General features: G+C 74.3%; 11 protein-coding genes. 8 read left to right on the top strand and 3 right to left on the bottom strand.

Annotated features, from left to right (window positions below; genetic code table 11):
- Positions 1 to 16: 16 nt before the first annotated feature.
- Entirely contained in the window at positions 17 to 946 is a 930-nt protein-coding gene (locus ACYVOM_RS30705) for a hypothetical protein (protein WP_460307038.1), read from the bottom strand.
- 206 nt (positions 947 to 1,152) lie between these two features.
- Between ACYVOM_RS30705 and ACYVOM_RS30700 the strand changes: the two genes are divergently transcribed.
- A complete protein-coding gene (locus ACYVOM_RS30700) occupies positions 1,153 to 2,709 on the top strand; it encodes an alkaline phosphatase D family protein (protein WP_460307037.1) in 1,557 nt (518 codons plus the stop codon).
- Between the two features lie 45 nt (positions 2,710 to 2,754).
- On the opposite strand, the gene ACYVOM_RS30695 is transcribed toward ACYVOM_RS30700, so the two are convergent.
- Positions 2,755 to 4,032 (bottom strand): FG-GAP-like repeat-containing protein, encoded by a 1,278-nt coding sequence (locus tag ACYVOM_RS30695; protein ID WP_460307036.1) that lies wholly within the window; start codon positions 4,030 to 4,032, stop codon positions 2,755 to 2,757.
- Positions 4,033 to 4,210: 178 nt separating this feature from the next.
- Between ACYVOM_RS30695 and ACYVOM_RS30690 the strand changes: the two genes are divergently transcribed.
- The gene (locus tag ACYVOM_RS30690) at positions 4,211 to 4,645 is read left to right on the top strand and encodes a lamin tail domain-containing protein (RefSeq protein WP_460307035.1); all 435 of its coding nucleotides are present in this window, start codon (positions 4,211 to 4,213) and stop codon (positions 4,643 to 4,645) included.
- A 158-nt stretch (positions 4,646 to 4,803) separates the two neighbouring features.
- The gene (locus ACYVOM_RS30685; protein ID WP_460307034.1) at positions 4,804 to 6,213 is read left to right on the top strand and encodes an arylsulfatase; all 1,410 of its coding nucleotides are present in this window, start codon (positions 4,804 to 4,806) and stop codon (positions 6,211 to 6,213) included.
- A gap of 33 nt (positions 6,214 to 6,246) precedes the next feature.
- Here the strand turns inward: ACYVOM_RS30685 and ACYVOM_RS30680 are convergent, their stop codons facing one another.
- Positions 6,247 to 7,536, bottom strand: coding sequence for a cryptochrome/photolyase family protein (locus tag ACYVOM_RS30680; RefSeq protein ID WP_460307033.1), 1,290 nt, complete (start codon positions 7,534 to 7,536; stop codon positions 6,247 to 6,249).
- A 100-nt stretch (positions 7,537 to 7,636) separates the two neighbouring features.
- Between ACYVOM_RS30680 and ACYVOM_RS30675 the strand changes: the two genes are divergently transcribed.
- The 5 genes from ACYVOM_RS30675 (at position 7,637) to ACYVOM_RS30655 (ending at position 12,186) form a co-directional block, all read left to right on the top strand.
- On the top strand, positions 7,637 to 8,551 hold the full coding sequence (locus tag ACYVOM_RS30675) for a MerR family transcriptional regulator (protein WP_460307032.1): 915 nt from the start codon (positions 7,637 to 7,639) through the stop codon (positions 8,549 to 8,551).
- Positions 8,552 to 8,677: 126 nt separating this feature from the next.
- Positions 8,678 to 9,208, top strand: coding sequence for an RNA polymerase sigma factor (locus ACYVOM_RS30670; protein WP_460307031.1), 531 nt, complete (start codon positions 8,678 to 8,680; stop codon positions 9,206 to 9,208).
- The gene (locus tag ACYVOM_RS30665) at positions 9,205 to 10,218 is read left to right on the top strand and encodes a YbgA family protein (RefSeq protein WP_460307030.1); all 1,014 of its coding nucleotides are present in this window, start codon (positions 9,205 to 9,207) and stop codon (positions 10,216 to 10,218) included. The genes ACYVOM_RS30670 and ACYVOM_RS30665 overlap by 4 nt, the downstream gene beginning before the upstream one ends.
- Before the next feature lie 13 nt (positions 10,219 to 10,231).
- Positions 10,232 to 11,494, top strand: a complete 1,263-nt coding sequence (locus ACYVOM_RS30660; protein WP_460307029.1) for an NAD(P)/FAD-dependent oxidoreductase — start codon at positions 10,232 to 10,234, stop codon at positions 11,492 to 11,494.
- Positions 11,491 to 12,186, top strand: a complete 696-nt coding sequence (locus ACYVOM_RS30655; protein ID WP_460307028.1) for a DUF1365 domain-containing protein — start codon at positions 11,491 to 11,493, stop codon at positions 12,184 to 12,186. The genes ACYVOM_RS30660 and ACYVOM_RS30655 overlap by 4 nt, the downstream gene beginning before the upstream one ends.
- Positions 12,187 to 12,217: the final 31 nt, after the last annotated feature.

Here is a 12,217-nt window from a genome sequence, read left to right as displayed (position 1 = left end):
ATGCGTATGACGCGCCTCAGGTGAGCCCGGCTTCGGCCTCGGCGGCCGCCCCGGCGGCGGCGGAGGCGAGCTGGTCGGCCTCCTCGAAGGACTTGCGCGCCGCGGCCCGGTGCACCCGCACCTGGTCGAGCCGGTGCCGGAGGGTCTCCTCCTCCTGCTCGACCTCCTCCAGCGCGCGGCGCAGCTGATCCCTTTCGGCGGCGAGCGCGTCGGCCCTGGCGCGCAGGTCGGCGGCGTGCCTGCGCGCCTCGAACCTCCGCCGCTCGGCCGCGCGCTTGCGCTCCTCGGCCTTCCGCTGCTCCTCGGCCCGGCGGTCCTCGGTCTCGGCCGGCCTGTCGTGCTTCTTCTTGCCGCCGTGCTCCTTGGCCCCGACGTCCTTGGCCCCGTGCTCTTTGGCCCCGTGCTCCTTGCCGCCCTGCTCGCGGGGTCCGCCTTCGCGGTCCCTGTCCTCGGCCGGCTCGTCCTCACCGAACGCCGACGGCAGGCCGAAGCCCACGTAGGCGCGCGGATGCGTCAGCCTTCCGGAGGCGACGTCGGCCGCCGCGCCGGCGTCGGCGACCGCCGCGTGCAGGGTCTCCTCGACCTCGTGCCGCGCCTGGTCGCCGAGCGGCCGCCCGGCCTCCTCCACCAGCGCCGCGGCGGCCCGGACCGCCTTGTCGATCAGCGGGGTGCGCCTGCGGTCGAGTTCGGCGGTGTCGCCGCCGTGCTCCCACGCGTCGCGCAGCCGCTCGCCGAGCGCCAGCACCTCCCCGGCGAGCGGCGGGCGCTCGCGCACGAGCAGGTTCACCGCCCACGCCGACACCGTCGGGCGGCGCAATGCCTTGATCTGCTGAGCCGTCGCCGCGTCCCCCGCCGCCTTGGCCGCCTCCGCCAGCCTCCGCCGCGTCTGGACGAACTCCCCCGGAGCCCCCCGGTACAGCTCCTCCGTAGCCTCATCTAGCCCCACAGCCCTTGCCTACCACCCCGAAGCCCCGCAGAACCCGCCGTACACACATTTCCCCGCCCAGGTCAGCAGATCATGGCCATCGGGCATGGTTCCGGTGGATCTTGACGGGCCGGAAACCCCCGCTGCGGACATGCTGTTTCCCCCGTGCCGTGCGGTGCTCCCGCCCGCTTCACCCGGCGTTCGCGTCCGGCGTCTGCACTGGGGGCATGACGTTCTCGCGCAGGCAGGCACTCGGCACGGCGGGGATCGTCGCGCTCGGCGCGGGCTGCGGGCCCGCGACGGCCGCGACCGCCCCCCTCGGCGGGAGCGCCGCGGGCAGGCCCGACCCGTTCCGGCTCGGCGTGGCCTCGGGCGACCCGTGGCCCGACTCGGTGGTCCTGTGGACCCGGCTCGCCCCGCGGCCCCTCGCCGAGGACGGGCTGGGCGGCCTCGGGTCCCGGAACGTCCAGGTGGCGTGGCAGCTCGCCGAGGACGCCCGGTTCCGCAGGATCGTCCGGAAGGGCACGGTCACGGCCAAGGCGTCCGGCGGGTATGCGGTGCACGTGACGCCCTCGGGGCTGGAGCCGGGGCGGGAGTACTTCTACCGGTTCCGCGCGGACGGGCACCTGTCCCGTGTCGGCCGGACCCGTACTGCGCCCGCCAGGGGCGCGATGGGTCCGATGACGTTCGCGGCGGCGTCTTGCGCGCACTACGAGCACGGCTACTTCACCGCGTACAAGCGGCTCGCCGAGCAGGACCCCGACCTGGTGATCCATCTGGGCGACTACCTCTACGAGTACGCCCCCGGCTCGTACGGCGGGGCCAATGGGGCGGTGCGGCGGCACACCGAAGGCAAGTGCCAGAGCCTGACGGACTACCGCCGCCGCCACGCGCAGTACAAGGCCGACACCGATCTTCAAGCCGCGCACGCGGTGGCGCCCTGGGCGGTCGTCTGGGACGACCACGAGGTCGAGGACAACTGGACGGGCAGCGTGCCCGGCTCGTCGGTGCCCGGCTTCGGCGCGCGCAAGCGGAACGCCGTGCGCGCCTACTACGAGAACATGCCGCTGCGGGCCTCCGCGCGCCCGTCCGGGACGCGTATGCGGCTGTACCGGCGGCTCACCTGGGGCGCGCTCGCCTCGTTCCACCTGCTCGACACCCGGCAGTACCGCACCGACCAGCCGTGCGACGACTGGCTGCGCACCGGCTGCGACGCCCGGAACGACCCCTCGGGGCGCGTTCTGGGCAAGACCCAGCTGTCCTGGCTGGACGGCTCGCTGCGCGGCTCAGGAGCCCGCTGGGACGTGCTGGGGCAGCAGATCTTCCTCGCGCAGCGGGACATGGCGCTCGGCCCCGCGCTGAAGGTCGGCATGGACGCCTGGGACGGCTACACGGCCGAACGCGACCGCCTCTTCGACGTGCTCACCGCCTCCGGCGCCCGCAACCCCGTCGTCCTCACCGGCGACGTGCACACCGCGTTCGCCGCCGACCTCCTGCGCGACTTCGACGATCCCGGCTCCGCCCGCGTCGGCGTCGAGCTCGTCGCCACCTCGATCGCCAGCGACGGAGACGGCTACCGGGACACCGCCGCGATGGCCGCCCTCCTGGCCGAGAACCCCCACTTCGCCTTCGCCGACCAGCGCCGCGGCTACCTCCTCGGCCGCCTCACCCCCGACTCCCTGACCGCCGACTTCCACACCCTCGACCGCATCTCCCGCCGAGGCGCGCCCGCCCGACGCGCGGCCCGCCTCGTGGTCCCGGACACGGCCCGCGCTCTCGCCTGACCGCCCTGCCGGCGTTCAGGCGAGGAGCGCTCGGAAGAAGGGCGCTCAGGAGAGGGCGAAGCCCGTCAGGCCGCGGCCGGGCAGGGAGAGCCGGGTGGTGCGGCGGTAGAGGGCGCCGGTGAAGGAGGAGGCGCCGGGGGCCGCGACGTAAAGCGTGCCGCCGGTGATGCGGAGGGCCAGGCCGTAGTGGGAGGCGGCGGGGAGGCCGGGGGCCAGGAGGCGGCCGGAGGTGAGGGGCTTGCCTTTGCGGGCGCGGAGGATCTGCGCGGAGGCGGCGCCGGGTATGCCGATGGCCAGGTCGGGGAGGCCGTCGCCGGTGAGGTCGCCGGCGGCGAGCGCCGCGCCGAAGAGGTCCTTGCGGTGGAGGCTCCCGGGGACCGCCTTGGTCGCGCGGGACCACATGGGGCCCTTCTCGCGGAAGGAGGGGCCGTAGAAGACGTGCACGGCGCCTTCGCCCGCGCCGAGGTCGCGGTCGGTGAGCGCCTCACCGGGGACGCCCACGGCGAGGTCGTCGCGGCCGTCGCCGTCGAAGTCGGCCGAGGCGAGTGCGGTGCCGAAGCCGTCGTCGCGTTCGGGGCCGCCGCGAACCTTTCCGCCCTGGGAGAGCACCCGTGCGGTGCCGCGCAGCGGGTCGATGACCGTCACCGCCCCCTCGCCCCGGTGACCCGCCCCGGGGACGCCCACGGCGATGCGGGCGCGGCCCGTCCCGGCGAAGTCCCCGACGGCGAGGACGGAGCCGAACGCGTCGGTCTGGGCGCGGCGCTGCCCGGCGCGACCCAGCCGCGCCGGGAAGGTCCTGCGGCCTCTCACCCCGTGCGCTCGCAGCCCGTAGACGACGACTTCGCCTCCGCCGGACGCCTCGGGGGCGCCCACGACGAGTTCGGCGTCGCGGTCCCCGTCGAGGTCGGCGAGCGCGACGGCGGTGCCGAAACCGGGCCGCCCGGTCAGCACGGGTCCCTCGCTCAGCGCGTCCGAGCCGCCGAGGTACACCCGGACGGTCTTCGCGCCGGGCGCGCCGACGGCGAGGTCGGCGCAGCCGTCCCCGTCGAGGTCGCCGGTGGCCAGGGCGGCGCCGAACCCGTCGAGGGCGCGGGCGGAAGCGGGGGCGAGCCAGGCGGTGCGGCCGTCGGCATAGGAGACGGCGATCTGGCCCGCGCGGCGCTGGCCGCCGACGGTCGCCGAGGGCGCTCCGGCGGCGAGGTCGGGACGGCCGTCGCCGTCGAGGTCGCGCGCGCCGCCGCAGCCCGCGGCGAGGGCGGGCGCGGGGACGGCGAGCAGGGCGGGCGCGGCGAGCACGGGCACGAGGGCGGCGAACAGACGCATGCCCGGAACGTCCCCTTCTGCCGCAACGCGCCGGAGTCCCGCGGACGGCCTGCGCGTGGCCTCCCGCTGAATTCCCCGAACGAACTCCACGTAAGGAAGAGAACACTTTCCGCAAGGACAAGGGGAGCTGCCCGTGCGGTCGATGGTTTGGGAGACGATGCCCTGATTACTTTCTGTTATGGCCGTACGTGATCTGGTAGTCGTGTTCCTCATCGCCGGAGTGCTCTACCCGTCCGCGGGATCCCCGTCGGGCGGCCTTCTCCCGTCCCGGTCGTCGGGTCCGCCCGTCCGCATCGAACGCGTGCGGCAGGCCTCGTCCGGAGCCGGCGGGCAGTGGGTGGAGCTGAAGAATCACACCGAAAGCAGCCGCGACCTGCGCGGATGGCGGCTGCGCGCCGGAAACGGGGCGGCGTACGAGTTCGGGCCGTACCGGCTCGAACCCGGGCAGTCCGTCCGCGTCCACACCGGGAAGGGCCGCGATTCGGGCTCGGACCTGTACTGGGGCGGGCGCGTGCCCGCGCTCCCCGGCGGCGGGGCGACGGTGACGCTGCGCACCCCCGACGCGTCCGTCGACACCTGCCGCTACGCGCCGGAGGAGGTCTTCGCCTGCTGAAACCGGAAGCCATCGACCAAGTCGGACCTTGACGCGGCACATTCTCGATAATTCCTATTGACTTGATAGGTTTTCATGGGAGATCATAAGTGCCGCGCCCTCTGAAAACGCACCCGGGCGCAGGTCAGACCACCTAGCGCCCAGGAGTGTGAACCACAATGCTCACCCGCCGCCAACTGCTGAGCAGTTCGGTAGTCCTCGGCGTCGGGAGCCAGGTTGTGTCCCGCGGCGCGGCCCCGGCCGACGCCCTCCCTGCTCTCGGCCGCGCGCCCGACAACCGTCCGAACATCGTCCTCGTCGTCGCCGACGACCTGGGCTACGGAGAACTGGGCGCCTACGGCCAGAGCAAGATCAAGACGCCGGTCCTCGACCGGCTCAGCGCGCAGGGCCTGCGCTTCACCCAGGCCTACGCGGCGGCGCCCGTCTGCGCCCCGTCACGGTGCTCGCTCATGACGGGCCTGCACACCGGCCACTCCCGGGTCCGCCAGAACCCCCAGACGGGGTTCCCCGGCGACCTGCGCCAGCAGGACACCACCTTCGCCGAGGTGCTCCAGAGCGTCGGCTACCGCACCGGCCTGTTCGGCAAGTGGGGCTTCGGCCCCGAACGCCCGGGCGTGTCGCACCCGAACTCGCGCGGCTTCAACGAGTTCTACGGCTACATCACCCACAGCGCCGCCCACGACTACTACCCCGACCACCTCTGGCACAACGGCGAGAAGGTCCGGCTGGCGGGCAACGCGGGGAGCCGAAAGGGCAGCTTCGCGCCGGACCTCTTCCGGAGGCGGGCCGGCGACTTCGCGTCCGAAGGCGGCGACGAGCCCTTCTTCCTCATGTACGCCACCAACCTTCCGCACGCGCCGGGCGAGGTGCCCAGCCTCGGCCGTTACGCCGACAAGCCCTGGCCGCGCTCCGACCGGGCGCACGCCGCCCAGGTCACCCGCCTGGACAGCGACCTCGGCAAGCTGATCGACGCGCTGCCCAAGCGCCGGCCGACCCTCGTCATCGTCACCGCCGACAACGGCCCGCACGAGGAGCAGGGCTTCAACCCGGACAGGTTCGACGCCAACGGCAGGTTCCGCGGCTACAAACGGAACCTTTACGAGGGCGCCCTGCGCGTCCCGCTCATCGCCTGGGGCCCCGGCCTCGTCCGCAAGGGCGTCACCGGCCGCGTCACCTCCCAGCTCGACCTCTTCCCGACCCTCGCGGAGTTCGCCGGGGCCGGGAACCCCAGGCCGCTGGACGGGGTCTCCGTCGCCGGCGTCCTGTCCGGGCAGCGCAACGCGCCGCCCGCCGGGCACCTGTACTGGTACCGCAATGAGAAGTCGCAGACGCGGCGCGCGAACCGGGTCGAGGGCGGCAGCGTGACACGGCTCGCCGAGGCCGTCCGGCAGGACGAGTGGAAGCTCATCCGCTACGCGCCGGGCCGCACCCGGCCGGAGAGCCGCCGGAGCTGGCGGGTCGAGCTGTTCAACATCGACAAGGACCCGCGCGAGTCCAGCAACGTCGCGAGCAAGCACCCCCTGGTCGTCAACCGCCTGCACCGCCTGGCCGACGCCTCCTGGACCTGACCGCCTCCGGACCTGACCGGCCGGTCGGTCGGCTCAGCCGCCCTTGGGCAGGCTGAGCGGCGGCGGGTAGTCCGCGGGCTCGTCCAGGGCGCCCCAGGGGCGGTGCGCGGTCCTGCCCTGCAGGTGGGCGACCTCGGGGACCCAGCGGCGGACGTAGGAGCCGTCGGGGTCGTAGCGGTCGGCCTGGCGGAGCGGGTTCATCGTCCGGTTCGGGCGGGTGTCGTTGCCGGTGCCCGCCACCCACTGCCAGTTGCCCGGGTTGTTGGCGAGGTCGCCGTCGGCGAGCCAGTGCCGGAAGCAGCGGTAGCCGTGCCGCCAGTCGAGGCCGAGGTCCCGGGTCAGGTAGGACGCCGTGATCATGCGGGCGCGGTTGTGCATGAAGCCCTCATGCCTGAGCTGGCGCATCCCCGCGTCGACGATGGGGACCCCGGTGCGGCCCTCCTCCCAGGCCTTGAGGGCGTCGTCGTCCGAGCGCCAGCGGCCTCCGCGCGGGCGGTAGTCGCGCCGGGAGAGGTCGGGGAAGGCCGCGGCGACCTGGTGGTGGAAGTCCCGCCAGGCGAGCTGGCGGGTGTAGGGCGCGTACTCGGCCGCGGCCACCGCGAGCTCCAGCGGGGACAGGCAGCCGAACCTGAGGTGGGCGCTGAGGCGGGACGTGCCCTTGTCGTCGGCCAGGAGGTCGCGGGTGTCCTCGTAGCCTTCGACGCCGCGGGCGAGCCAGGCCCTCATCAGCTTCCGGGCGACGGTCTCCCCTCCCTCGGCCAGGCCCGGGGAGACTCCGTCGCGTGCCAGGTCGGGCAGCTCCCCCGGATAGACGCCGTCCGGAAGGGAGATCTCGCGGGGGACGCGCAGGACGTCGCGGCGAGGCGCCGACGCCCAGGCGCGCCAGTACGGAGTGAAGACCTTGTAGTGGTCGCCTCCCGTGGGCCGCAGGTCCCCGGTGGGCACCACGGTCGTCCCTGGGTGGGCGGTGACCTCCAAGGGCAGATCGCGCAGGGCGGCGAGCCTGCTCAGCGCGTAGCGGGATCTGTCGTCGGCGAGATGCAGGGACCTCGCACCGGTCTCGTGCGCAAGGCGGCCGGCCTCCTCGGCCGGGTCCCCTTCGCGGACGACCAGGTCGGCGCCCTTGGCGCGCAGATTGGCCCGCAGGTCGGCGAGGGAGTCGGCGAGGAAGCGCAGCCGGTTGGGCGCGGCCATCGGCCCGGCCAGGATGCGGGCGTCGGCGACGAAGAGCGGGACGACGTTCCCGCCCGCGCAGGCGGCGGCCAGGGCCGGGTTGTCATGCAGCCGCAGATCCCTGGTGAAGAGCATGATCGAGGTGTTCATCACCCCCTATTCGTGCCCCCTCCCACGACCGGTTGCGTCCGCCCGGGGGTTTCCGCGCGAAGATAGGGCGTCGTCGTGGCGAACCCTTAGGGAGGCGAGGGTGGAGGTGGAGGGTCCCGGACTTGGCGTGGGGGCGGTGGCGCGCCGCCTCGGCGTGTCGGCCTCCACGCTGCGCACTTGGGAGGGCCGCTACGGCATCGGGCCCAGCAGGCGCAGCGAAGGCGCCCACCGCAGGTACAGCGCCGAGGACGTGGCGCGCCTGGAGGTGATGAACCGCCTCATCCTCGAAGGCGCCCCGCCCGGCGAGGCGGCGAGGGCCGCCCTGGGGAGCCCGCCGCCCGAGACCCCCCGCAAGCCGCGCGGGCACGGAGCCGGAGGCAGGCGGGTGCCTCTGCCCGACGCCTCGGACCGCGCGCGCGGCCTGGCCAGGGCGGCGATGGCGATGAACGGGCCGGCCGTGCTGACCGCCGTCCGCGAGGTCCTCGGCGAGGACGGGGTGGTCCCGGCCTGGCAGGAGGTGCTCGCGCCCGTCCTGCGCGGGATCGGCGAGCGCTACGCGGCCACGGGAGAGGCCGTCGAGGTGGAGCACTTCCTTTCGGCGCTGATCCTCGCCTGCCTGGCCGAACGCGCCGAGCCCGCCGATCCCTCCGGCGTCCGCCCGGTGCTGCTCGCGTGCGCGCCGGAGGAGCAGCACAGCCTGCCGCTGTACGCACTGGCCGCGGCGCTGGCAGAGACCGGGGTCGGGGCCCGCAACCTCGGGATGCGCGTCCCGGAGAAGGCGCTGGCCGACGCCGTCGGGCGGACCGGGCCTGCCGCGGTGTTCGTCTGGTCGCAGATGCGCTTCACCGGGGACACCGGGGTGCTGGACCGGCTCCCGGTGGGCCGTCCGGCGCTGCGAGTGCTCGCCGGAGGCCCCGGGTGGCGTCCGCCGTTCCCGGAGCGCGTCAGGTACGTCGCCTCGCTGGAGGAGGCCGTGAAGGCCGTCCGCGGGGCTCTGGGACTGCTCCCCTCCTGATCACCAACAATTGACAAGGCGTCCAATGCGGGCGCCTTTCGCGCGTTTTTGCCGTGCGCGGGTTGCGCACGCCCTGGCGGCCGACTATGAATAAGTTTTGAAGAGGTTCTAAGGAGGTGCCCGGACATGACGACGACGTACGAAGGGCCTGACGCCCTCACCGAGATCGGCGAGCGGATCTCGCTCGGCGACGAGGCGGCCCTCGCCGAGGCGTACGCGCGGCTCGGCCCCGAGGTCCGCAGATACGTCCGCAGGACCGTGCCGCAGGCGACCGTGGACGACGTGGCCCAGCTCGTGTTCCTGGAGCTCTGGCGCTGCCGGGCGCGGTTCGACCCGGCGCGCAGCCTGGAGGCCTGGGTCCTGGCGATCGCCCGGCGCAGGGCGGTGGACGTCCTCCGCCGCGAGTCCCGGCACACCGGGCACAACGCGCCCTTCAGCGCGGCGGCCGGGTCCTGGGACAACACCGCGGCCGTCGGAACCGCGCAGGACGTCAGGGCGGCGCTGGCACGCCTCCCGCGGGTCCAGCGCGAGGCGGTCGTGCTCGCCCACTTCGGCAGGCTCACCCAGCGGGAGATCGCCGACCGGCTCGACGTCCCGCTCGGCACGGTCAAGGCCCGCACGGCCCGCGGCCTGCGGCGGCTCGGGGAGCTGCTGTGACCGGCCCGAGGCGGGGCGACACCCCGGCCGCGCCCGCCACCCCGCCGCCCGCTCCCGTCCGGCCCAGGATCGGCGCCTCGGCGTGCCTGCTGGGCGAGCCCGTGCGCTACAACGGCGGCCACGCCCGGTCCAGGTTCCTCACCGACGAACTCGACCCGCTGGTCGATTGGGTGACGGTCTGCCCCGAGATCGAGCTCGGCCTGGGCGCGCCGCGGCCCACCCTGCGGCTGCGCAGCGACGGCCACCTGATCAGCCGCGACGGGACCGTCGACCACGCCGAGGGCGTCGCCGCGGTGAACGACCGGGTCATGCCGCGCTTCGCCGGACTCGATGGCTTCGTGGTGAAGTCCCGCTCGCCGTCCTGCGGCCTGTTCGGGGTGCCCCGGTACGCCTCGGGGCTCCCCGGCGAGCGGACTGACGGCCAGCCCGTGGACCGCAAGGGCCGCGGCGCGTTCACCGCAGCCCTGGTCGAGGCCTACCCGGACCTGCCCGTGGAGGAGGAAGGACGCCTCAACGACCCCCTGCTCCGCGAGCACTTCGTCGAACGCGTCTTCGCCCGCGCCCGGATGCGCGCGTTGTTCGAGGCGCCTTGGCGGCCGCGCGACCTCGTCGCCTTCCACAGCCGGCACAAGCTGCAGATCCTCGCGCACGACCCCGTCCGGTACCGCGAGGCGGGCAGGGTCGTCGCCCGCGCGGGCTCGGACGCGCCCGCGGTGCTCGTGCCCGCCTACTCCCGCGTGTTCGCCGAGGCCCTGGCGGTCCGGCCCGTGCGGGGCCGCCAGGTCAACGCGCTGCACCACGTGCTCGGCCCGCTGAGCCGCCGGATCGGCCCGGTGCGCCGGGCGGGGATCGTCGCCTCGATCGCGGCGTTCTCGGCCGGCGAGGCGCCGCTCAGCCTCCCCGTGGCGCTGCTGCGGCACGACGCCGAAGCCGAGGGCCTGGCCTACCTCACCGAGCAGACCTTCCTCGAACCGTTCCCGTCCGCGCTCCCCCTGCGGCACCGCCTGTGATGGAGGTCCCCCCGTGGCCCGTTCCGACTTCGCCGTGATCGGCGCCGGGGTGTCCGGCCTGACGGCCGCGCACCTCTTGCGCCGCCGCGGCACGACCACCCTGTACGAGGCCGACGCCCGGCTCGGCGGCCACGCCCACACCCACGACCTCGGTGCCGGCGGGCGCTCCGTCCCGGTGGACAGCGGCTTCATCGTCCACAACGACCGGACGTATCCGCTGCTCACCGGCCTGTTCCGGGAACTGGGCGTGGCCACCCGGGACACCGGGATGAGCATGTCGGTGTCGTGCGCGGGCTGCGGGCTGGAGTACGCGGGCGCACGCGGCCTGCGCGGCCTGTTCGCCACCCGCCCCACCCGGCCCTACCTGGCGCTGCTCAGCCAGGTCCCGCGCTTCCATCGCGCGGCGCGAGGACTGCTGGCGGGCGAGGAGGTCTTCGACGGGAGGCTCGGTGAAGACCCGACCGTCGGGGAGTTCCTCCGGGCCGGCGCCTTCACCCGCTACTTCACCGCGCACTTCGCCAAGCCCCTGATCGCCGCGGTGTGGTCGTGCCCGCCCGCCACCGCGATGGACTACCCGGCAAGGCATCTGTTCGCCTTCCTGGCCAACCACGGGATGCTGTCGGTGAGCGGATCCCCGCAGTGGAAGACCGTCGTCGGCGGATCGCGCGTGTACGTCGAGCGGATAGCCGCGGGCCTGCCTGAGGTCCTGCGCGGCACCCCCGTACGCGCGGTCGTACGGCACACCGACGGCGTGGACGTCATCGACGCCTCCGGCACGACCCGCCGCCACGGCGCCGTGGTGATCGCCACCCACGCCGACCAGGCGCTGGCCCTGCTGCCCGATCCGTCGCCGGAGGAGAAGCGCATCCTCGGGGCCTTCACCTACTCGCGCAACCCCACGGTCCTGCACTCCGACACCTCGGTCCTGCCCCGCGCCGCCGCGGCGCGGGCCGCGTGGAACTACACGATGGACCTCTGCGCGGCCGACGTGGACCGCGTCCGGGTCAGCTACGACATGAACCGCCTCCAGGGCCTGCCCGACGGCGGAAGGTACCTCGTCACCCTGAACGGCGAGGTCCCCGACCGCCAAGTGCATGCCCGGATGGTCTACGAGCACCCGGTCTTCACCCGCGCGTCCGTCGCCGCGCAGAAGGCGCTGCCCGGCCTCTCGGGCGGACGGCTCGCGTTCGCCGGCGCCCACCACGGCTGGGGCTTCCACGAGGACGGCTGCCGCTCCGGCGTCGAGGCGGCCCGCGCGCTGGGAGCGGCCCCGTGACACCCGCCCTGTACGAGTGCGTCATCACCCATGCGAGGAACGCGCCCGTCCGCAACGTGTTCACGCACCGCACCTACCTGTGGCTGGTCGACCTCGACCAGGTGCCCTCGCGCGGCCCACTGGCCCGCTTCCTCGGCCGCGACCACGGCGACGGGGGCGACCTGCGCGACGACCTCGCCGCCTTCCTCGCCGGGCACGGCGTGGCCCGTCCCGGCCGCGTCCTGATGCTCTGCCACGCGCGGGTCCTCGGGCACGTGTTCAACCCCCTGACGGTCTTCTGGTGCCGCGCCAAGGACGGCTCCCCGCTCTGCACCGTCGCCGAGGTGCACAACACCTACGGCGGCCGGCACCGCTACCTGCTGCGCCCCGACGAGCGGGGCCGCGCGGAGACGGCCAAGGAGTTCTACGTCTCCCCGTTCCTGCCCGTCGACGGCGTTTACCGGCTCAGCCTTCCCGAACCCGACGGACGGCTCGCCCTGACCGTCGCCCTGCACCTCCCGGACTCCCCTCCGTTCACGGCGTCCGTGCGGGGCGAAGGCCGCCCTGCCACCTGGGCCGCCGTCGCCGCCGCCTTCCTCCGGCACCCCATGGCGCCGCTGGCGGGGGCGGCCCGCATCCGGATCAAGGGGATCGGGCTGTGGGCGCGCGGCGTCCCCGTCGTCCCCCGGGTCTCCCGAGAGACCGCCCCCTAGAGACGCCCCAGAAAGACCACCTCCCGAGACA

The sequence above is a fragment of the Actinocorallia aurea genome (assembly GCF_054783995.1).
This window is presented reverse-complemented; position numbering and strand designations above follow the sequence as displayed.

Coding starts and splice junctions, on each gene's coding strand:
- ACYVOM_RS30700 (WP_460307037.1), top strand. CDS start 1,153: ATGACGTTCTCGCGCAGGCAGGCACTCGGCACGGCGGGGATCGTCGCG.
- ACYVOM_RS30695 (WP_460307036.1), bottom strand. CDS start 4,032: ATGCGTCTGTTCGCCGCCCTCGTGCCCGTGCTCGCCGCGCCCGCCCTG.
- ACYVOM_RS30690 (WP_460307035.1), top strand. CDS start 4,211: ATGGCCGTACGTGATCTGGTAGTCGTGTTCCTCATCGCCGGAGTGCTC.
- ACYVOM_RS30685 (WP_460307034.1), top strand. CDS start 4,804: ATGCTCACCCGCCGCCAACTGCTGAGCAGTTCGGTAGTCCTCGGCGTC.
- ACYVOM_RS30680 (WP_460307033.1), bottom strand. CDS start 7,536: ATGAACACCTCGATCATGCTCTTCACCAGGGATCTGCGGCTGCATGAC.
- ACYVOM_RS30670 (WP_460307031.1), top strand. CDS start 8,678: ATGACGACGACGTACGAAGGGCCTGACGCCCTCACCGAGATCGGCGAG.